General features: G+C 69.2%; 15 protein-coding genes. 7 read left to right on the top strand and 8 right to left on the bottom strand.

The window, feature by feature from the left end:
• Positions 1 to 209: 209 nt before the first annotated feature.
• Both BLU09_RS12970 and BLU09_RS12965 read left to right on the top strand, forming a co-directional pair.
• Entirely contained in the window at positions 210 to 1,961 is a 1,752-nt protein-coding gene (locus tag BLU09_RS12970) for a DUF4215 domain-containing protein (protein ID WP_090489731.1), read from the top strand.
• A gap of 146 nt (positions 1,962 to 2,107) precedes the next feature.
• Positions 2,108 to 3,562, top strand: coding sequence for a tetratricopeptide repeat protein (locus BLU09_RS12965; protein ID WP_244171671.1), 1,455 nt, complete (start codon positions 2,108 to 2,110; stop codon positions 3,560 to 3,562).
• A gap of 55 nt (positions 3,563 to 3,617) precedes the next feature.
• Here BLU09_RS12965 and BLU09_RS12960 read toward each other — a convergent pair whose 3' ends face one another.
• Both BLU09_RS12960 and BLU09_RS12955 read right to left on the bottom strand, forming a co-directional pair.
• Complete coding sequence (locus BLU09_RS12960) at positions 3,618 to 4,292, bottom strand: hypothetical protein (protein ID WP_244171670.1); 675 nt, start codon at positions 4,290 to 4,292, stop codon at positions 3,618 to 3,620.
• Positions 4,293 to 4,485: 193 nt separating this feature from the next.
• Positions 4,486 to 5,295, bottom strand: a complete 810-nt coding sequence (locus tag BLU09_RS12955; RefSeq protein WP_090489725.1) for an SAM-dependent methyltransferase — start codon at positions 5,293 to 5,295, stop codon at positions 4,486 to 4,488.
• A 195-nt stretch (positions 5,296 to 5,490) separates the two neighbouring features.
• Between BLU09_RS12955 and BLU09_RS12950 the strand changes: the two genes are divergently transcribed.
• Positions 5,491 to 7,716: a fused MFS/spermidine synthase gene (locus BLU09_RS12950; protein WP_186817850.1), complete on the top strand. Its 2,226-nt coding sequence runs from the start codon at positions 5,491 to 5,493 to the stop codon at positions 7,714 to 7,716.
• Position 7,717: 1 nt separating this feature from the next.
• Here BLU09_RS12950 and BLU09_RS12945 read toward each other — a convergent pair whose 3' ends face one another.
• Positions 7,718 to 8,743 (bottom strand): methyltransferase, encoded by a 1,026-nt coding sequence (locus BLU09_RS12945; protein ID WP_090489723.1) that lies wholly within the window; start codon positions 8,741 to 8,743, stop codon positions 7,718 to 7,720.
• Positions 8,744 to 8,864: 121 nt separating this feature from the next.
• Entirely contained in the window at positions 8,865 to 9,893 is a 1,029-nt protein-coding gene (locus BLU09_RS12940) for a coiled-coil domain-containing protein (RefSeq protein WP_090489721.1), read from the bottom strand.
• Positions 9,894 to 10,176: 283 nt separating this feature from the next.
• Here BLU09_RS12940 and asnS point away from each other — a divergent pair, with 283 nt between their 5' ends.
• Positions 10,177 to 11,577: an asparagine--tRNA ligase gene (gene asnS / locus BLU09_RS12935; protein WP_090489719.1), complete on the top strand. Its 1,401-nt coding sequence runs from the start codon at positions 10,177 to 10,179 to the stop codon at positions 11,575 to 11,577.
• A 48-nt stretch (positions 11,578 to 11,625) separates the two neighbouring features.
• Here the strand turns inward: asnS and BLU09_RS12930 are convergent, their stop codons facing one another.
• The gene (locus BLU09_RS12930; protein WP_090489717.1) at positions 11,626 to 13,365 is read right to left on the bottom strand and encodes a CotH kinase family protein; all 1,740 of its coding nucleotides are present in this window, start codon (positions 13,363 to 13,365) and stop codon (positions 11,626 to 11,628) included.
• 191 nt (positions 13,366 to 13,556) lie between these two features.
• Positions 13,557 to 14,228 (bottom strand): abortive infection system antitoxin AbiGi family protein, encoded by a 672-nt coding sequence (locus BLU09_RS12925; protein WP_228558405.1) that lies wholly within the window; start codon positions 14,226 to 14,228, stop codon positions 13,557 to 13,559.
• Between the two features lie 726 nt (positions 14,229 to 14,954).
• Between BLU09_RS12925 and BLU09_RS12920 the strand changes: the two genes are divergently transcribed.
• Complete coding sequence (locus BLU09_RS12920; protein ID WP_244171669.1) at positions 14,955 to 15,548, top strand: hypothetical protein; 594 nt, start codon at positions 14,955 to 14,957, stop codon at positions 15,546 to 15,548.
• Positions 15,549 to 15,734: 186 nt separating this feature from the next.
• Here the strand turns inward: BLU09_RS12920 and BLU09_RS12915 are convergent, their stop codons facing one another.
• Together BLU09_RS12915 and BLU09_RS12910 are read right to left on the bottom strand one after the other, a co-directional pair.
• Entirely contained in the window at positions 15,735 to 16,646 is a 912-nt protein-coding gene (locus BLU09_RS12915) for a hypothetical protein (protein WP_090489711.1), read from the bottom strand.
• A 140-nt stretch (positions 16,647 to 16,786) separates the two neighbouring features.
• Positions 16,787 to 18,163 (bottom strand): cytochrome P450, encoded by a 1,377-nt coding sequence (locus tag BLU09_RS12910; protein ID WP_090489707.1) that lies wholly within the window; start codon positions 18,161 to 18,163, stop codon positions 16,787 to 16,789.
• 149 nt (positions 18,164 to 18,312) lie between these two features.
• Between BLU09_RS12910 and BLU09_RS12905 the strand changes: the two genes are divergently transcribed.
• Both BLU09_RS12905 and deoD read left to right on the top strand, forming a co-directional pair.
• Entirely contained in the window at positions 18,313 to 18,726 is a 414-nt protein-coding gene (locus BLU09_RS12905) for an energy transducer TonB (RefSeq protein WP_244171668.1), read from the top strand.
• A 20-nt stretch (positions 18,727 to 18,746) separates the two neighbouring features.
• Positions 18,747 to 19,466, top strand: a complete 720-nt coding sequence (gene deoD, locus BLU09_RS12900) for a purine-nucleoside phosphorylase (protein WP_090489703.1) — start codon at positions 18,747 to 18,749, stop codon at positions 19,464 to 19,466.
• The last annotated feature ends 144 nt before the right edge of the window (positions 19,467 to 19,610 follow it).

The following is a 19,610-nucleotide window of genomic DNA, read 5'->3' as shown; positions in this document are numbered from 1 at the left end:
CGTGTGCGCCCCGTGCTTCACGCCGCTTCCGGCTTTCTACGAAAGTGATGTTTCGGGCGTTGTTGTCATGAATGTGGATGTGCGCAGCAGACGGGAAGCTCATGGAAAGTCCGTTCTGCCTGCACATCTGTGCACCGTCTGCACCTCGCATCCGTTGACTTGCCGTGACGCGTTGACAGCCGTGCGAAGCACTTTCAGCATTTGCTCCCATGGTGAACCCCCATCACAGGTCTCGGTTGGCGAGCGCGTTGCTCGCATCTCTTCTCTTCACATTGGTGGCCTGTAACGGCGGGGGAGGTTCGGCGAAGCCCGATGCCGGCACCGGCCCGAACACCCCGGACGGGTCAACGCCGGATGCTGGCGACGACTGTGGTGATGGTCAGCGCCAGTCCGGCGAAGCCTGCGACGACGGCAACAGGGTGGACGGCGACGGCTGTAACGCGACGTGCACCACGGTGGAGGGTGGGTTCATCTGCGAGGTGCCGGGAGCGCCGTGCGTCCACCTGGTGAACTGCGGAAATGGCCGCGTCGAGGACGGCGAGGAGTGCGACGACCGGAACCTGGTCAGCGGTGATGGTTGCAACGGGAGCTGCCGGATCGAAAGTGGCTGGGCGTGCCCGGCCCAGGGTGGCCGCTGCCGCGCGAAGGAGTGCGGTGACAACATCATCGCCGGTGATGAGGAGTGCGAGGACGGCAACACCACTCCGGGCGATGGCTGCAGCGACGTCTGCAGGCTCGAGGACGGCTGGAAGTGCCCGCCGGGTCAGCCGTGCAGCCGCACCACCTGTGGTGACGGCATCACCGAGGGCACCGAGCAGTGCGACGACGGCAACACCGTGATGGGTGACGGCTGCTCGCCGCTGTGCACCCAGGAGCCCCGCTGCTCGGATGGCAACTGCGAGGAGACGTGCGGCGACGGTCTCATCCTCCCCAACAGCGCCGTTGAAGAGTGCGACGACGGCAACACGCGCGCCAATGACGGCTGCTCGCCGGACTGCAAGCTGGAGGATGGCTTCGCGTGTGTGCTCGTCACGCAGGAGCCGCCGGCGCAGGTGTCCATCCCCGTCGTCTACCGTGACTTCCGCGGCTGGGACCTGCCCGCCGATCCCGCGAATGGCCTGCCCCGTGGCCACGAGGACTTTGAGAACCGGAACGCGGGCCGTGAGGACGGCATCGTCGAGAACCGGCTCGATGCCAATGGCCGCCCCGTCTATGCGAAGGAAGGCCAGGCGTCGAACAACACCAGCAACCGGGCCAATTTCGACCAGTGGTACAAGGCGGTCGAGAACGTCAACAAGACCATCGTCAGCACCTTCGTGCTGAATCAGCAGCCTGATGGCTCGTACGTGTTCGATAACGATGCGTTCTTCCCGCTCGACGATGTCAGCGGCAGTTGGGTGGCCGAGGGCCACGAGCCGCGGCGCAGGGACCTGGCGGGACAGCAGCGCAACTTCCACTTCACCAGCGAGGCCCGCTACTGGTTCGAGTACAAGGGCTCCGAGGAGCTGACCTTCCGCGGTGACGACGACGTGTGGGTGTTCGTCAACGGGCGCCTGGCGCTGGACCTGGGCGGTGTGCACGGCCCGGCGTCGGGCACCATCTACATGTCGGGCCAGGCGAGCACGCTGGGGCTGCGGCGGGGCGGCATCTACGAGGTGGTGGTGTTCCAGGCCGAGCGCCACACCGAGGGCTCGTCGTACCGCCTCACGCTCAACAACTTCCTCACCGCCCGCACCGAGTGCACCGCCACCTGCGGCGACGGCGTGGTGGACGAGGATGCCGGCGAGGAGTGCGACGACGGCGTCAACGCCGGTGGCTATGGAGAGTGCGGCCGTGGCTGCCTCTGGGGCCCCCGATGTGGCGACGGCGACGTTCAGGAGGACCAGGGCGAGGAGTGCGACGACGGCAACAACGTCAGCCGCGACGGTTGCAGCTCAACGTGCCGGCTGGAGATTGGCTGAGCCCGTCGTCCTGAGGTGAAGGTCGAGGCGCCGCTCCGGAAGGTTCGTCCTTCCGGAGCGGGGCTTCCCTGAAATCACTGAGTTCGTGCTGCCAAGGGAGCAGGCAGCCTCTGCTGGGCGGGCGTCTGCTATCGTCCGCGCGCCTCATGGCCTCCCGTTCGTTCGCGCTTCCGCTGTGCCTCATGTTGCTCGTGCTTGCCGCGCCGGCACGGGGGGCGGTGGTGCGCCCGGGCTTGCCTCCTCCCGAAGAGGTCATGGCGACGCTGCGGCAACTGGAGACGGCCCGGGCACGCGGCCGTGCCAGCGCGATGGACAGCGAGCTGGAAGCGCAGTCACGGGCGCGGCCCGGGGATTTGATGCCGCGGATGTACCGGGCGTGGCTCACCTTTCCCTCGGACGCATGCTGGAACGAGCTGAAGGCGCTCTCCACCCTGGACCCGGAGAATCCGTGGCCCTTCGTGGGCATGGGGCTCATCTACGTGCGCTGGGGGCTGCTGGCGGAGGCGCGGCCGCCCATCGCCGCCGCCCTGAAGCAGGCCCCTGGCTTCGCACCAGCGCTGTGGGCGCAGGGCGTGTTGCTCCAGGCGGAGGGCAAGCCCGCGGAGGCGGAAGTCCGGCTGCGTGAGGCGCTCGCCCAGCTGGATGCGCCGCAGATTCGGACGTCCCTGGCCATGTTGCTGGCGGGGATTCCCGAGCGGGAAGCGGACGCGCGCGCGGAGCTGACGCGGACGGTGGAGGCGTGGCCCGAGCAGCCCGAGGCGCTGCGGAAGCTGGCGCAGTTGGCCCGCGCAGCCAACGACGTGCGTGCGGCGGCGACCGCGGGCGAGAAGCTCGTGGCCCTCAAGCTTCGGGACAAAGAAGCACACCGGCTCCAGGCGGACCTGTGGCTGGCCGCCTCGGAGAAAGAGAAGGCCGCCGGGTCGCTGGAGCGCTACGCGGAGCTGGGCGGCGTGGAGCCTGCGGCCCTGGGGTTGCTGTCGCGGTTGTACCGGGAGCTGGGCCGCGCCGACGCGGAGGACAAGGCCCTGGTCCGGCTCGTCGCCGCCGCGCCAGAAGACCCGGAGCCGCTGGTTCGCCTGGCCGAGCTGGCCGAAGCGCGCGGAGATTCCAAGGCGGCCGAAACCCACCTGGTGAAGGCCTCCGAGCGGGCGCCCGCCCGCGCCGACATCCACGTGCTGCGGGCCCGGTTGGTGTTGAAGCAGGCGCGTCACCAGGATGCGCTGGCCGCCTACCGCGCGGCGCTGGCGGCGCCCGAGCGCCGGGTCGCCGAGGCGGAGAGCGAAGCCGCCGCGCTGGTGCGCCACTTCCGGCTGCCGTCCCAGCCCGCTCGGGGGACCCAGGACCAGATATACAACCGGGTGTCATTGGGCCTGGTCGCGCTCTACATGAACCGGCTTCAGCAGACGCCGGGAATCAAGGGCAACCTCAAGGTTCAAGTCCAGGTAGACGCGTCCGGCCGGGCCACCGGTGTGACGGTGCTCTACGACAGCCTCAACGAGGCCGTCATCACCGGCCACGCCCACTTCGCCTTCATGGATGCGCAGTACCCGCCGGGGCCCGACACGCCCGTGTTCCAGTACGTCTTCCGTCCGCCGAAGTGAGCCCCGGCCCCGGCCGTGCCTGTTCTGGCTCGGTCGGGCCGGTGGTCGCGGTGACTTACGGATTGCGCTGCTTCTGGATGCCGCTGCCGCCGTAGCCCTGCACCTGGTTGCGCATCCGCTCCCAGGTGGCGCGAGCCTGCCGCTCCTGCTGCTGCTCCGACTGGAGCTTGCGCTGGGACTCCTCCACCTTGCGCTGGGCGTCCGCCGTGGCGGAGGCGAAGTCGGCCTCGGACAGATTCTGGGCGCGTACGTCCTGGTTCGCCTTCAAGGCCTCGTACTCGGCCTGGCGGAGCTTCGCGTCGGCCACCGCCAGCTCGCTCTCCCGCAGCTCCTTCTGGGCCTCCATCGTCTTGATGGCGTGCTCGCGGTACCTCACCTGGGCCTGGGCCGCGCTCATGCTCGAGTCCGCGTCTTTCAGCTCGGCCTGCGCCTGGGTGATGTTGCTGCTCTGTCCGGTGGCGTTGGCGGCCTTCAGCGCTTCGTTATGCGCTTCCCGGCGGGCCTTGGCCGCGTCCTCGTTGCGCTTGGCCACCTCCAGCTCCCGGCGCGCATCCTTGAGGGCCACGTCGGAGCGGGTCACCGCGTCCTGGGCCATGCGCCGCTGTGCCTGGGCCTCGTGGACGTCGCCCAACTGGTTCTCGGGGACCCGTGCCAGCCACGACTCGTCCACCTTCGCCGAGCGCGTCGAGCTGCACCCAACGCTCGCCACCGACAGGGCCGCTCCCATCATCACGCCCGCAAGAACCCGACGCCTTCTCGATTGAAACATGCTCCGTCTCCTCTCCGTGTGCGCGTGTTGCCTGCAAAGACGGTAGTCACGCGTCGCTGGGGAGGCAGACGGCAGGGAGGCGTGCCGTGGCGCTGCCCTGACGGGGATGGGCGCGAGCGCCTGCCCGCACGCTCGCTCCACCCGGTGGGGACGGTCAGCGCTTCTCCAGGACGACGGCGTAGAACTCGATGCCCACGCCCTCACGGTCCTCGTCGGTGATGTGCTCCGGGGGCAGCCCGAGGAACTCGCGCACGGGCAGCACGCCGGCGGCATCCCGGGCCCAGGGGCCACACAGGTCCAGGTACTCGGGCAGGGAGTAGAGCTGGAAGGACTCGCCCATCTGCCGGAACGTACCGACGAACTGCTCCCACTTCGGGGTGCTGAGGTCCGGTGACTTCGTCTCGAAAGTGGTGAACAGCTTCGAGCCTGGGGCCGCCCAGTCGTACAGGTCGCGGAAGAACTGGCGGTTCTCCTCGGCGGACAGGAACACGGTGATGCCATTGGCGCCGAAAGCGACGCGGCGCTCTCCCTCCAGGAAGGCATTCACGTCCGGCCGCCGCAGGAAGGCGCCCGCCTGGCGGATGTCGCACTCCATGTAGCGGACGCGAGGCGTGTCCCCCAGCAGATGGTGGGCGGTGGTGATGGTGAGCGGATTGACGTCGCTGTAGAGCACGCGAGCGTCTGGCAGCACGGCGTGGACGTGGTCCCCGGTGGGCAGTCCCGACGCGAAGTCCACCCAGTGGTGGAAGCCGTCGGCCGCCAGGCGCTGCGCGGCGGTGCGCAGGCAGGCGCGCAGCATGCGCACCCACTTCCGGGTGGAGGGCACCAGCGAGAACATGTACTCCGCCGCCTGCCGGTCGGCTTCGAAGTGGTGCGTGCCTCCCAGCGTGTAGTCGTAGATGCGGGCGGCATTGGGGACGTTCGGGTTGACGCCCGGGATTCGGGCGAGCGCTTCGGTATCCATGCGGTCAGGGCCTCCAACGGATCGACGGGGTCTGCGAAATTGCTTCGGGGCCGGTGCGGATGAGGCCCACCAGGAGGAAGTCGCCGTCCTCCAGGGCGCCATCGTATGTGCCGGGCGCGACTTCCCGCACCTCGGGTGATTCCCGCCAGCACGGATGGTCGCCTCGGATGGGGGTGGTACAGTCGCCGCCACCGCATGGCTCTTCTCCCCGCGTCTCGTCTGGATGTGCTTCGCGCTGCCCTCCTCGTGTTGGTGACGAGCTGCGCCACCCTGGTGTTGGAGCTGGCCGCCGCCAGGTTGCTGGCGCCCTTCATCGGGGCTTCGCTCCACACGTGGACGAGCATCATCGGCGTGGTGCTCGCGGGCATCAGTCTGGGCAGCTACGCCGGGGGCCGGCTGTCGGAGCGGGGCGCGTCGTTCCGGTGGCTTGCGGGCCTCACCGCGCTGGGGGCGGTGCTCGCGCTCCTGCCGCTGGGATGGGTGGCCGTGCTGGGGGATGGCGCCGCGCTGCGGCCCATCCCCGTGCTGCCGCGCACCTTCCTGCTCACCTTCCTGGGCTTCTTCCCCGTCAGCTTCGTGCTGGCCATGGTGACGCCGCTGGCGCTCCGGCTGCTGCTGCCGGACCTGGGGCGCGCCGGGCGCATCGTGGGCCTGCTGTACGCGCTGGGCACGTTGGGGAGCCTCGCGGGCAACTTCCTCACGGGCTTCGTGCTGGTGGCGTGGTTCCCCGTGCCCACCATCGTCCTCACCGTGTCGGGCGCGCTGTTGTTGTGCTCGCTGCTGGCGCTGCCCAAGGCCTCCGTGTCCGCGCCGCCCGTGGAACCGGCGGCCCCCGCGACAGCCGGCGCCGTGGGGGCAGCGGATGCCGCGCCGTCCTCGACGGGCGTGGACCTGCGCACCCGGCCCGTGTTGGCGTGCTTCCTGGTGGCCAGCGCGAGCTTCTGCACGCTCGCCATCGAACTGGCGGCCAGCCGCATCCTGGCGCCCACCGTGGGCGTTTCCCTGCTGAGCTGGACAGGCATCATCGGCGTGGTGCTGACGGGCATGGCGCTGGGCAACTTCGTGGGCGGCCACCTGGCGGACCGGTGGCCCCGGCAGGACGTGCTCGCCGGCTCCATGCTGCTGGCGGCGGCCAGCTGCCTGCTGATTCCGCCCATCCACCAGTGGCTGGTGCTGAAGGGCCACTTCGACGGCCTGGGCCTTCAGTCGCGCATCGTCGCGTACACGGCCGCGGTGTTCCTGCTGCCGGTGACGGCCCTGGGCACGCTGTCACCCCAGGTGCTCCGGCTGGCGCTGGCGGACGTGGAGCGGGCGGGGCGCACCGTGGGCCGGCTGTACGCGTGGAGCACCGCGGGCGCGCTGCTGGGCTCGTTCCTCACCGGCTGGTGGCTCATCGCGAAGGTGGGCGTCTACCCGCTGGTGATGGGGGCCAGCCTGGGCCTGGTGGCGCTGGCGGCCTTCGTGGGGCAGGTGTGGCGGCGGCCCCTCTTCGTCGGCGCCACCGCGGGCACGCTCGCGCTGGCGGGCATGTTCGGCGCGCTGGGCCTGTTCGCGTCGCCGTGCACGGAGGAGACGGACTACTTCTGCATCAAGGTCAACCAGGTGGAGCATGACGGCCGGCGGCTGCTGGCCATGCAACTGGACCACCTGACGCACACCATGGTGGACCTGGAGGACCCGTCGTACCTGGGCTACCCGCACGGGTACATCCACTCGGAGGTGGTGCGCCACGTGGCCGCGCGCACCGCGGAGCCCCGGGTGCTGGTGATTGGCGGCGGCGGGTACGTGGTGCCGCGCTGGGTGGAGACCTACGTCCCGCAGGTGCGGATGGAGGTGGTGGAGATAGACCCGGCCGTGACGCGCATCGCGCTGGAGCGCTTCGGCGTGAAGCCGGACACGCGCATCGCCTCCTTCAGCCTGGATGGGCGGCAGTACCTCCAGGAGATGGCGGAGCGCGGCGCGTACGACTTGATTGTCCAGGACGCGGTGAACGACCTGTCGGTGCCCTACCACCTGATGACGCGCGAGTACGACATGCTGGTGCGCTCGCTGCTCAAGCCGGACGGCCTCTACCTGCTGACCGTCATCGACGAGATTCCTCGGGGCTCCTTCCTGCGCTCGGCCCTCCGGACGATGCAGGAAGTCTTTCCCCACGTGGAGCTGCTCCACGACGCCCGCAGTGGCTCCAAGGGGCAGGGGGTCTACATCGTCGCGGGCTCGGCGCAACCCATGGAACTGGAGCGCCTCCCGGAGTTGCTGCGCGGCCTGGGCATCGAGCAGCCGCGCACGGGCCGGGTGCCTCGCGCGGAGATTGACGCCTATCTGGCCGCGGGCCCCGCGTTGCTGCTCACGGATGACTTCGCCCCGGTGGACAACCTGCTCGCGGAGCTCTTCCTCCTCCGCGAACAGGTCGCGCCGTAGCTCAGCGCTTCACGGCTTCGATGATGCTCGTGCCGGCCTGGGTGGGGCGGATGCCCACCAGCTCCCAGGCGGTCCGGGTCAGCAGTGCCTGGAATTCGTTGGCCGTGCGCTCCCGTCCGTCCACCAGCACCATCATGTTGAGGTCCATCAGGGGCACGGGAGAGGGCGTCTGGTTGTCGGGCATCACCAGCTCCAGCACGAAGAGCCGGGCTCCCGCGGGCGCCGCGGCGTGGATGTTCCGCAGGATGGCGGCGGCGGAGTCCTCGTCCCAGTCGTGAAGGATGTGCTTGAGCAGGTAGGCCTCGGCGGAGGGGAGGCCCGGCTCGAAGAAGCTGCCGCCCACCAGCTCCACCCGTCCATGGAGGCCCTGGGCTTCCATCGGGGCCTTCGCGCCTTCGAGCACGTGCGGCAGGTCGAAAAGAATGCCCCGGCAGGAGGGGTTGGCGCGCAGCACCCGCGCCAGCAGCGCTCCCTGGCTGCCGCCGATGTCCGCCACATGGGCGAAGGGGGAGAAGTCGACCTGTTGCGTCAGCTCGTGGGCCACCAGGGCCGACAGGTTGCCCATGGCCCGGGCGAAGTGCGCCGCCTCTTCGGGGTGCTTGGCGAAGTGCTCCCAGATGTCCGTCCCCAGTGCCTCGCGGACGGTGGACTTCCCGGTGCGAACGGCCTCGGTGAGCTGGCCCCAGGGCAGCCAGTGGGCGCGGTCACTCTGCGCGATGGCCACGTCCCGCAGCGAGCCGGGGATGTCCGAGCGGAGCCCTTCGCCCATGGGCGTCAGGGCAAAGGTCCGCTCACCAACCTCCTGGAAGATGCCCGCGGAGATGCCGCCTCGCAGCAGCCGGTACAGGCCGTCCGCGCTGATGCCGAGCTCGTCCGCCAGCGCGCCACTGCTCCGCGGGCCCTTGGAGAGCAGGTCCGCGATTCCCAGACGGGCCGCCGTGCCGATGACCTGGGTGAGCCAATAGCCGCCGATTCGCTCATAGAGGAGCTGCGTGGGAAACGGAGTCCCGCCGGGAGTCTTGTCCATGCTGGGACTCTAGCAGCGCTCAAATCCTGTCATCACCAGGGATGACGCTAATAAGCCGTGAGCCGAGACTCCCCGGCGGCGCCACGACAGGGCGCGGCGCCAGGGAGTCCACCGCGCCGGGCTACTTGCCCTTGCTGTAGTCGCGGCTGGCGATGACGCCCTGGACCTCGGCCAGCGCGCGGGCGCCGGACGCGGACTCGAGCGCCTTCTCGGCGATGGCCTGGACCTGACGCTTGGCCTCGGCCAGCTCCGTCTGAAGCGTCTGGAGCGCCTGGGCCTGCTTGGTGGCGGTCTCCTTGAGCGAGGAAATCTCCATGGCGGCGACGCGCTGCGCCGTCTCCGCGTCCTTGGTGGCGAGCGTGAGCTTCAGCTCCCACTCGGACTTCACCCGGTTGCCGGTGATGGCCGCGGCGGTGTCCGTCTCCTTCTTGAGCACCAGCGGGAAGTCCGCCACCTGCTTGCGCAGGTCCTCCAGCTCCTTCTCACGCTGCTTCAGGGCGTCCTCGCGGGTGGCCCAATCCTTCTCCAGCTTCTCCTTGCGGTCGCGCTCGGTGGCGGCCTGCTGGCGCAGCGACTCGGCGAAGGCATCCTGCTCCTTCTTGCGCTGGAGCTGGGTGTCATAGGCGTACTCCTCCTCGGCGCGCTTGCGGGCAACCTCGGTGGCCTGCCGCTCGGCGGACTGGTCCGCGGCGGCCTTCGCCCGGGTGTCCTCGATGTCCTTCTGGAGCCGCTCCATCTCCGCTTCCAGCTCGGCCTTCTTCTTGTCGTACTCGGCCACGAGCACGTCGATGGCGCTGGCGGCCACGTCCTTGCCGTGCAGCCCGTTCAGCTCCTCCGTCTTGAGCTGGATGGCCTCGTCGAGCTGCTTCAGCTCCTCCACCAGCGAGATGACCTGCTCGTTGATGCCGGCCAGCGTCTTGTTGATGGTGAGGCCCGCCTCCGTGACTTTCTTCACGGCGGATTCGGCGGTGAGGCTGGACACGTCCGCGAGGACGTTCTTCGCGTGGGCCTCCTGCGCGTCCTGCTCCTTGGTGGAGACGATGGGCTTGTTGCGCGCCTTGCGAGCGAGCTCCTCGAAGGCGGCCTTGGTGGCCTCGGTGGAGCGGTTGCGGGCGACAACGTTGCGCTTGGACGTCTTGCGAGTAGCCATGTGACTCTCCAGGTAGGGCACGGCCAGGGCAGGCCGTGAAGCCCGCGAGGGACGTGAGGGTTTCGTGGAATCGCTGGTCCCCTTTTCGGGCGACCATGGGAGAAAGATACCTGGGGGGTCTGACACGGTTGGCCGGGTTTCAGGCGGTCTGGCGGGGTGCTTGGAGCCCCCAGAAGCGCCGCCGGGCGGCCCGGGTTGCGAGGCTTGGGGCACAGCGCCCTTGTCCTCGGGGCCGGGGCCCGGCTAACTCGCAGTCCCCGAAACGGCTCAAGGGAGAGCGTCAATGCAGGTCGTCAGTGTGAAGAAGGCCCTCGCGGGAGGGGTGGAGGAGGGGACGAAGGTGGAGGTCCGCGGCTGGGTGCGCACGCGCCGCGACTCCAAGGCGGGCATCAGCTTCGTCAACGTCAGCGATGGGTCGACGTTCGACCCCATCCAGGTCGTCGCTCCGAATTCGCTGCCCAACTACGAGAAGGAAATCCTGCACCTCACCGCGGGCTGCTCGGTCATCAGCCGGGGCACGCTGGTGAAGTCCCAGGGCAAGGGGCAGGCCTATGAAGTCCAGGCGGACGAAGTCCAGGTGCTGGGCTTCGTGGACGACCCGGACACGTACCCCATCCAGCCCAAGCAGCACACGCTGGAGTTCCTGCGCGACGTGGCCCACCTGCGCGTGCGCACCAACACGTTCAGCGCCGTCACGCGCGTGCGGCACCGCGCCGCCCAGGCCGTCCACCGCTTCTTCGACGAGGAGGGCTTCTTCTGGGTCAACACGCCCATCATCACCGCGAGCGACGCGGAGGGCGCCGGGCAGATGTTCCGCGTCTCCACGCTGGACGCGGTGAATCCGCCGCGCACGCCGGACGGGAAGATTGACTGGCACAAGGACTTCTTCGGCAAGGAGGCGTACCTGACCGTCTCTGGCCAGCTCAACGCGGAGGCCTACGCCCTGGCCATGTCCAAGGTGTACACGTTCGGCCCCACGTTCCGGGCGGAGAACTCCAACACCACGCGGCACCTGGCCGAGTTCTGGATGATCGAGCCGGAGGTTGCCTTCGCGGACCTCAACGAGGACGCGAACCTGGCCGAGCGCTTCCTCAAGTATGTCTTCAAGGCGGTGCTCAATGACTGTGCGCCGGACCTGAAGTTCTTCGAGGAGCGGGTGCAGAAGGGCGTCACCGAGCGCATGGAGAAGTTCATCAACTCCAGCTTCGAGCGCATCGACTACACCGAGGCCGTCGAAATCCTGAAGAAGGCCAAGAAGAAGTTCGAGTTCGCGCCCGAGTGGGGCAAGGACCTCCAGACGGAGCACGAGCGCTATCTCACCGAGGAGCACGTGGGCCGGCCGGTGGTGGTGATGAACTACCCGGAGGCCATCAAGTCCTTCTACATGCGCCTGAACGATGACGGGAAGACGGTCGCCGCCATGGACGTGCTCGCCCCGGGCATTGGCGAAATCATCGGCGGCAGCCAGCGCGAGGAGCGCCTGGACGTGCTGGACCAGCGCATCCAGAAGTTCGGCCTGAAGCCGGAGAGCTACCAGTGGTACCGCGACCTGCGGCGCTACGGCTCCGTGCCACACGCGGGCTTCGGGCTCGGCTTCGAGCGGCTCATCGTCTACATGTGCGGTCTGCAGAACATCCGGGACGCGATTCCCTACCCGCGCGTGCCGGGCTCCGCGGCGTTCTAGGCCGCCGTCCGAGTGTCCCCTCCACCGAGGGAGGGGACACCCGCCTGCTCAGGGCAGTTGGCTCTCCAGCGCGCCCCAGCGGGTCAGAATCCACTGGCGCACGTACTCGACTTCCTCCTCGTAGGAGTTGAAGTCCTGGCGCGTGTGCCAGTGGGGGAAGTTGCCATGGCCGCCCCACGGGTCGTTCGGGTCGCCGAAGGCGAGGTGTTTGGCGCCCCACTTCGCCCAGTCACGCCGCGCGGAAGGCGCCGTCTCCTGGACGTAGCCGTCGATGAGGGCCTGCATGACCTCCACGTTCAGCGTGTCGCGCAGCAGCGCCCGGTAGCGCTCGCGCATGGGCCCGGCGATGGTGGGGTCGGCCAGCATGCGCTGGAAGAGCAGGTTGTCCTCGCGGAACGTGGGGCGCGCCGTGGGTGAGGTCCGGGTGGTGTCGTAGGACTGCCCGAAGCTCGCGTCCAAGTCCCAGGGGATGAAGCGCCAGGGGCCGCCGGTGGCCGGGTCGTAGGCGTGGTAGGCATTCTTCGCCTGCGAGTCCACGCCCAGGATGAGCGTGTTGAAGATCCACCAGTCCTCGTAGTCCCGCGCATTCATCCGCTGCGGGAAGCCGGCGCGGAAGGCGTCCGCGTTCGAGTCTGCGATGAATGCGGTGAGCGCCTCCAGGGGGGCGAACGCGCCAGGCTCGCCTTCCTCCGGGGAGCCCTCCGATTTCTCGAAGCCTTCGTGGAGGCTGCTCTTGGGCGTGCCGTCCTTGCGCAGGCGCGAGAAGTTGGCGCGGTGGTCCACGGCCTTGAAGGCGTCCGCGTCCTTGTCGATGCCGTGCGCGGCCATCAGGCGCTTGTTGACGTGGTCCGCAGCCGTGTAGAGGCCGACGTATTTGTTGTTGGCGTAGAGCACCGCGCTGTAGGTGCGCAGGTGGATATGGCCCGGGCTCATCCGGCTCCACACGTCGAAGGCGAGCCGCGAGCGCATGTAGGAGTTGTCATTGAACGTGGTGATGAGCACCACGCGCTTGCGGTCCTCGAAGCCGTTTCCGAAGACGGGCTCGGTGAACAGGTTTTCGTCCGGGAATTTCAGCGTGAGGCTGCGCTTGGGGAACACGCTGGAGGTGGCGCCCCGGTACTTTGCCTCCAGGTCGAAGCGCTGGCCCCGGTAGACGAGCTGCACCGGCCGGTAGCCGCCCGCCGTCAAACCGCCTTCGTAGGAGAGGTGGAACACCGGCAGGCCGAACTCCTCCGTGTAGGCCGCCGGGTCGACGATGGGGACGTTGCCGGGCGCGGACTCGTTCTCCGCCACGCCGACCTTGAGCGTGCCCGTCTCGCCGGTGCTCTCTTCCCGGAGCGTGAGGTGCCACACGGCGGCCTGGTCCTTGCCGGGCGTCCAGCTCAGGGTGCCCGTGGCCGCATCGAACCGGGCGCCGGGCGGCAGGTTGTCCACGATGAAGCGCGTGTCGGGCGCGGCATGGCCGGTGGTGCAGGTCACGGTGGCGGAGATGGGCTCGCCTTCGAGCACCCAGCGAGGCTCGCCCGCGGTGGGCGCGCAGAGGTTGGTCTGCGGCGGTGGGCCGCCATCGGGCTCGCCGCCGTCAGGGGTACCCGGGCCGGTTCCCGCGTCGGGTGTCGCCCCTCCGTCCGTGCTGTTGGAGGGCAGGCCCGCGTCGGGAAGCGTCCCGTTGTCAGGGGGCTCGCTGGTGGGGTCCGGAATGCCACGGCTTCCGGAGTCGCCACCACACGCCACCACCAGCCCCGCGACTCCCGCCAGAAACAGCCTTGGAAAGCGTTTCCCGCCCACCTGGTCCCTCCCCCCTCGAACGCCACGTCAGGCTCGCAGGATTAACCATTCCGTGACGCGCCTGGCACCCCCCGCGGTGCCGGCCGTTGTCGGCTCGTGGACGCCGCCGGAGGGAGGGCGCCCAGCGGGGCCAGGACGAGACACGCGGTGTCCAGTGGACAACCTCCCTGGGCCCGCTCGCTTCCCGGGGGCTATCCGGCCTTGAGGCGCACGGAATCAGAGGCGTGCTTCGCGAGCGCCTCGGCGATCTGGTCCGACTTCCACAGCGGGTCCAGGCAGGGGCAGAAGTAGCCGGGGCCCGCCTTCTCGCGCACGGCCCAGGTGAAGAACTCGCGGGCGGTGTCGTGGAGCTCCTCGGGCAGGAAGAGGGCGGCGACGTCGTACTCGGTGAAGCGGAGCAAGCCCGGCACGCGCCACTCGCGCTCCCAGTCGAAGCGGTAGCTGTAGGGCGCGTTGTGGTGGTCGCCTTGGATGTCCACGAAGGGCGTCATGGACCAGATGGGCTCTTGCTGGGGCGAAGGCGCCGCGAGCGCGCGCTCCACCTGATGCTTCAGGGCGAGGTGCGCGGGGGAGGCGTACTGGACGTACCAGACGGGGCCGCCGCCCTGGGAGAGGATGTAGCTCTTGCTGAAGCCAATGCCATACAGGCTGCGGCGCTGGACGAGCCGGGCGAGCTGGTCCAGGGGAATCTCGCTGAAGCACACGGAGCGGTGGCGCTCGGCGACGGCGGGCTCTCGACGGGCGATGCCGAAGCCCTCGGCGCCGGGGATGAGCGTCCGGGCGCCGAGGATGCTCATCATGTTCTGGTAGGCGTCGAGATAGGGCGGTCCCGGCTTCGTGAAGTGAACCACGAAGTCAGACATGTCTCGCCACTGTGGATTCGTCTGGTAGCCGAGCATCATCCCTACTCCGCAGGCAATGTCTCGGACAGAGCGGGGGGATGCAACTCGAACGACGCGTGGCACGCCGCGCCTGCCTGTCTTGTATTCGGGGGGGCGAGGGCTGTCGGCGCAACGCGTTGCTTCTGATGACCAGGGAGGGAAGCCTCCTGGGGGGCAGGAGCAGTTTGAGGCGGCGGCCCGGTTGACGGCGCTGAGGACGAAGCGCCGCCGAGCGCGGTGGGGGGGGCGACGGGCTGGTGCTCGGGACGTTGCGGCTCCTCGAGGCCCTTGTGCAGCGCCTGCGTGGTGCGGGCCTCAGCCCTCAGCCCTCAGCCCTCAGCCCTCAGCCCCCAGCCTTCGGCGCCGCGCTCTCCCGGTCCGCGCACGGCAGCCCCCGACAGGACGACAACGTTGGGGGGCGGCAACTTCGGCGCCGCGCTCTCCCGGTCCGCGCACGGCAGCGGTGTGTCCGTTCACGTGCCGAAGGGGTCCCACCCCCTCTGGACGGAGGCGCGCATTACCCGCTGATTTTTCTCACCTCGCCTGCGAGAGTGAAAGTTGCGCCATTTCAGGTTGTCGAACTTCAGGATTTTGCGGCCATGGCCCGCAAGCGGGGACGTCAAAGGCGCGGCTCACGACGCGCCCGGCGAACCCATGGCCTTGCCTTGCCACAATGCTTGACACGCGATGGGACGGATGAGGTCGAACATGTCTGGAAGGTCGGTGCTGGCAGTGTCGTTTGTCGTCTTGGCCTGCGCGCCGGCGATCGCGCAGACGGGGCAGTGGTCGCAGCCGACAAAGACCGAGCAATGGTCGCAACCGCCGCAGGCGCAATCGCCCGCCCCGACGCCGCCCGCGCCGGGCAAGGGCGGGCCCGGCCAGTCCCAGCCGGGCCTCGGGTCCAGCCCCACCACCACCCAGCAGGTCGCTCCCCGGGCGATGGACAATCCGGAGGTCGTCCAGCCGCAGGGCAAGGTCCCGGCCGGCATGGTGGGGCGCTGGAATCTGTGGGTGCCCGGCGGCATCTGGTACAGCACCGACGGCAGCCGCATCTATCGCAACTATGCGCAAGGCGCCGCCATGAACAGCCTGACCATCCGCGCCAACGGCACCTATAGCTGGGGCGGGACGACGGGCCGGCTGACGGAGATCCGCCCCTGGTTTGCGCAACCCGGCGAGCGCTATTTCGCCGTCCAGCTCGATGCCGACCTCAAGTACATGGCGCGCCACGATGCGGGGAAGGGCAAGGTCGACCTGTTCTTCTGGGGTGTGGGCGGCCACGCGGCGACCGGCACGCGCTGAGGCGTGCGCGGCGCCTGCGGCCTCCGCGCCCGACCCGCGCGCTGCGATGCCGCAGTGGCTGTGGGGCCGCGTCATCGCCCCCCGCTTCGCGGTAGCCGGGGCGCTCCAGGCCACGGACCGGCGGCGTGGAGCCCCCTCCATCGCCCAGGGGGCGGGGGCCTCCGAGCCGTGCCTCCACGCGCGGCGCTACGGGGACGACGCAATCCTGTTCTCGAGCCCGCGCTCCTCGTAGTCGGGCCAGCCGAAGTGGCCTTCGTACTCCTCGACCCCCAACTCCGCGGTGGCCGAGGCACGCAGGGCCTCGAACTGGCCTCTGTCCCGCATCTCGAGCAGCGTCGCGACGAGCATCTTCCCCAAGTGCTCCTCGAGTTTCGCGTGCGCCTCGGGCGTGCCCCAGGTCCCATCCTCGCGGGCCGCGAGCTTCGCGCCATCGAGGCCCACCAGGGACGGCCTGTGCTCCTTCACGTCGGCCCAGCGCGGGACGAGGAGCTCCGCGAAGCCGAAATGAGTCATCGCGTCGCCACGCCCCGGCTCGGCCGCCGGGTCGAGGTCGAAGCACACGTTCAGCGTCCCGTTGTCGGTGGAGTACTGGAGCTCCAGTCGCTGGAGCGGCCGTGCGTCCTGGACCCGGGCGAAGTCCTTCACCGCCTTGGCGAGGAACTTCGCGACGCGCTGGCGCTCCTTGCCCAAGTCCAACGGGGCGACCTTCTTCTTCGGGGGAATCGCGACGTAGTACGAGGCGCGGAAGGCACCCTCGGTCCCCTCCCACGGAGCCAGGGCGATGAAGGCCTCGGTCTCGTGGCCCTTCGCGTCCTTCAACACCAGGTCACACCAGTAGGTCGGTTGTGGGTGCAGGCGCTGCGTGCGGAAGACGGACCACCGGGGCTGCACGAAGGGCTTCAGCGTCGCGCTCGTGACTCGGAAGCCGCTCTTGCCGAGTCCGCGGATGAAGCTGTCGTTCTGGCGGGGAGGGCCGGACTCGGGAAAGTCGGGATGTTCGTGCGCCCGCAGGCCGGACCAGTCACACGCGTCGAACAACTCGCGCCAGCGGTCCACGAAGGCGACCGCGCCCGGGGGCGTGGGAGGAGAGGACGTCATGCGGCCGCTATACCTCAACGGCCGCGCAGCTTGGGCTCCACCAATCCGGGCGTGCCCCCGCCTCCTGGGGCGCGGGGATTACGGTGATTTCCGTGCCGCCCTATCTGGGCTCCTACCGCGACTGCGGCAACCCAGAGTCCTCAGGGCCGCGAGGCCGTGACCCAGACGCCGGGCCTGGGGCGCAGGGTGATGGCGGGCGTGGGGTGGATGACCTGGCCCGGCGTGAGGTTCAGCCGGACGCGTTGGAGCAGGGTGGCCAGCACCAAGACCAACTCCATCAGCGCGAACTGGTTGCCGATGCACTGACGTGGCCCACCGCCGAAAGGGAACCAGGCGAAGCGTGGACGCGCCTGCTCCCGTTCGGGAAGGAAGCGATCCGGGTCGAAGCCTTCGGGATTGTCCCAGATGCTCGGGTGCCGATGCGTCACCCAGGGGGCGATCAACAGATGGGCGCCTTTGGGAATCCGGAATCCGCCCACGAGGTCCTCCTCGGTGGCGATTCGAGAGAGGGCCCATGCCGGTGGATAGAGCCGCAAGGATTCGTCCACCACGCGGTGGGTGAGTTCCAACTGGGGCAGGTCCTCGTACGTGGGGTTGCGGCCACCCAGCTCACGCGCCAGCTCCGACTCCATGTCCCTGCGTACGCCCGGGTGCTGGGACAACAGCATGAGGGTCCATGCCAGCGCGCTCGCCGTCGTTTCATGGCCGGCGATCAGCAGGGTCAGGACCTCGTCGCGGAGCTGCGTGTCGCTCATCCGCTCGCCCGTGTCATCGTCGTGTGCCTCCATCATCATCTGCAGCAGGTCGTGGTGCTCGCCGCTCTCGCGTCGTCGCTTCGCGATGATGCCGTGCACCACGCGGTTGAGGCTGCCGACGTCTCGCTCGAACTGCCGATGGGCGGGAAGCGGAAGGCGCAAGGAAAGCGGCACGGGTTGTGTGAGCCGCTTGTAGACGAACACTTGCAGCCGGCTCATCGCCGTCGCGATGTCATGCGCGGCGCTGCTGACGTCGGCGCCGAACAGCGTCGTGCTGGCGATGCGAAGCGTCAGGCGGGTGAAGTCCTCGGCCACATTGAACGCGGCGCCCGTGTCGGCGCGGGCCTCCAGCGTGGCGGCGAGGTCCGCTGCCGCGTCCACCATGGTCCTCGCGAAGCCCGCGACCCGTTGGCGATGGAAAGCGGGTTGCGCGAGCCGGCGCTGCCGCAGCCAATGGCCACCCTCGCTGGTGAGCAGGCCGTGGCCCAGCAGTTCTTGAAGCACCCTGAATCCGCGAGACTGTTTGCTGTAGTTGCGCGCATGGTCTTGAAGGACGTGGCGCACGCCATCCGGGTGCGCCACCAGGACGAGGTCGGTGGGCCCCATGGGGAGGCGCACCACGTCGCCGTATTCCCGCACCTGGGCTTGCAGGAAGTGGAGCGGGTCCTTTCTCAGGGCACGGAGATGTCCGATCAGCGGGGCTCCTGGTGACAAGGGCGGAAGCGGCGCGGCGGTGGACGCACCCGCTGGATGGATAGACATGGCCGCGAGCTCCCTTCCTGGCAACGAAGCCTCGTGCTGGGCATGGGGTGTTCATCCCCGGCGGCGCGCGCATCCGGGCCCGGCTCCGGCCCGTTGGAGGGCGCACGCTGGCTGACTACCATTGGCCTTTTCTTGACGAGGGAACGCTCTTGGAAACCCTGTTCCGAAATGGTCGCCTGGCGCTCGCCGCCGTGCTCGTCCTGGCCCTGGCGCCCATGGCCCTGGCCGCCGCGGGCAGTCCGCAACTCCAGGCCTTCTTCCAGCAGGACCTGACCAGCGCTGACTACCAGCAGAAGGTCTACTCGCGCGTCGCGGGGAAGTGGCGGCAACCCGGGGCCAAGGGCACTCCCGGTCTGGGGAAGAAGACGGTGGTCCGGGCCGTGATTGGCCGGGACGGCAAGCTCCTCTCCGCCGACGTGTCCACGGAGTCTGGTTCGAAGACGTGGGATGCCGCCGCGCTGTCGGCCGTGAAGAAGGCGGCGCCCTTCCCGCCGCTGCCGGCGAACTTCCCCGGCGCCACGCTGGACGCCCACTTCCACGTGGCCTGGGCGGCCGGGCCCTGAGCGCGGTATATGGTGCGCCCATGGCGACTCCTCATATCTCCGCTGCCCCGGGTGACTTCGCTGACGTGGTCCTCATGCCCGGCGACCCGCTCCGCGCTCGTTACATCTCCGACCGCTTCCTGGAAGGTGCCCGCGAGGTCACCTCCGTGCGCAACATGCTCGGCTTCACCGGGACCTTCCGGGGCCGGCGCGTGTCGGTGATGGGGCACGGCATGGGTGTTCCCTCCATCTCCATCTACGCCACCGAGCTCATCAAGACGTATGGGGTGCGCGTGCTCATCCGCGTGGGCAGCTGCGGCGCGCTGAGCACCGACGTGAAGGTCCGGGAGGTCATCGTCGCGACGGGGGCCGGCACGGACTCCAACGTGAATCGGATGCGGCTGATGGGGCATGACTTCGCCGCGGTGGCGGACTTCACGCTCGCGCGCAGGGCCGTGGAGGCGGCGGAGCGGCGCAACAAGCCTGTGCGCGCCGGCCCCGTCTTCACCTCCGACCTCTTCTACCACCCGCAGGAGCAGCTCAACGCCACCCTGGCGCGGATGGGGGTCCTGGCCGTCGAGATGGAGGTCGCCGGCCTCTACGGCGTGGCCGCGGAGTCGGGCGCCCGCGCGCTGGGGTTGCTCACGGTGTCGGACCACATCATCACCGGGGAGAAGCTCACGCCGCAGGAGCGGCAGACGACGTTCGACGAGATGATTGAGCTCGCCCTGGACGTCGCACACGCCGAACCCACGCCGTAGCGCCTTGTTGGTGGGCAGGCGGGCAGGGGGCCTGTCCGCTCTGAAGGTACGAGAGGGCCGCTCTCGGAGCGCTTTCCAGCGCCGGGGGCGGCCAGAATTCCCGGACGGTGCTTTGTGCCCAGCGGGATTCCGGGCCATCCTCCG

It is taken from the genome of Myxococcus virescens, from assembly GCF_900101905.1.
GTDB lineage: Bacteria > Myxococcota > Myxococcia > Myxococcales > Myxococcaceae > Myxococcus > Myxococcus virescens.
The sequence above is the reverse complement of the archived record's forward strand: the minus strand, read 5'-3'. Positions and strand labels throughout refer to the sequence as shown.

Bases quoted from the DNA above. Each gene is read 5' to 3' on its own strand.
- BLU09_RS12970 (WP_090489731.1), top strand. From the start codon at position 210: ATGGTGAACCCCCATCACAGGTCTCGGTTGGCGAGCGCGTTGCTCGCA.
- BLU09_RS12965 (WP_244171671.1), top strand. From the start codon at position 2,108: ATGGCCTCCCGTTCGTTCGCGCTTCCGCTGTGCCTCATGTTGCTCGTG.
- BLU09_RS12960 (WP_244171670.1), bottom strand. From the start codon at position 4,292: ATGATGGGAGCGGCCCTGTCGGTGGCGAGCGTTGGGTGCAGCTCGACG.
- BLU09_RS12955 (WP_090489725.1), bottom strand. From the start codon at position 5,295: ATGGATACCGAAGCGCTCGCCCGAATCCCGGGCGTCAACCCGAACGTC.
- BLU09_RS12950 (WP_186817850.1), top strand. From the start codon at position 5,491: ATGGCTCTTCTCCCCGCGTCTCGTCTGGATGTGCTTCGCGCTGCCCTC.
- BLU09_RS12945 (WP_090489723.1), bottom strand. From the start codon at position 8,743: ATGGACAAGACTCCCGGCGGGACTCCGTTTCCCACGCAGCTCCTCTAT.
- BLU09_RS12940 (WP_090489721.1), bottom strand. From the start codon at position 9,893: ATGGCTACTCGCAAGACGTCCAAGCGCAACGTTGTCGCCCGCAACCGC.
- asnS (WP_090489719.1), top strand. From the start codon at position 10,177: ATGCAGGTCGTCAGTGTGAAGAAGGCCCTCGCGGGAGGGGTGGAGGAG.
- BLU09_RS12925 (WP_228558405.1), bottom strand. From the start codon at position 14,228: ATGTCTGACTTCGTGGTTCACTTCACGAAGCCGGGACCGCCCTATCTC.
- BLU09_RS12920 (WP_244171669.1), top strand. From the start codon at position 14,955: ATGTCTGGAAGGTCGGTGCTGGCAGTGTCGTTTGTCGTCTTGGCCTGC.
- BLU09_RS12915 (WP_090489711.1), bottom strand. From the start codon at position 16,646: ATGACGTCCTCTCCTCCCACGCCCCCGGGCGCGGTCGCCTTCGTGGAC.
- BLU09_RS12910 (WP_090489707.1), bottom strand. From the start codon at position 18,163: ATGTCTATCCATCCAGCGGGTGCGTCCACCGCCGCGCCGCTTCCGCCC.
- deoD (WP_090489703.1), top strand. From the start codon at position 18,747: ATGGCGACTCCTCATATCTCCGCTGCCCCGGGTGACTTCGCTGACGTG.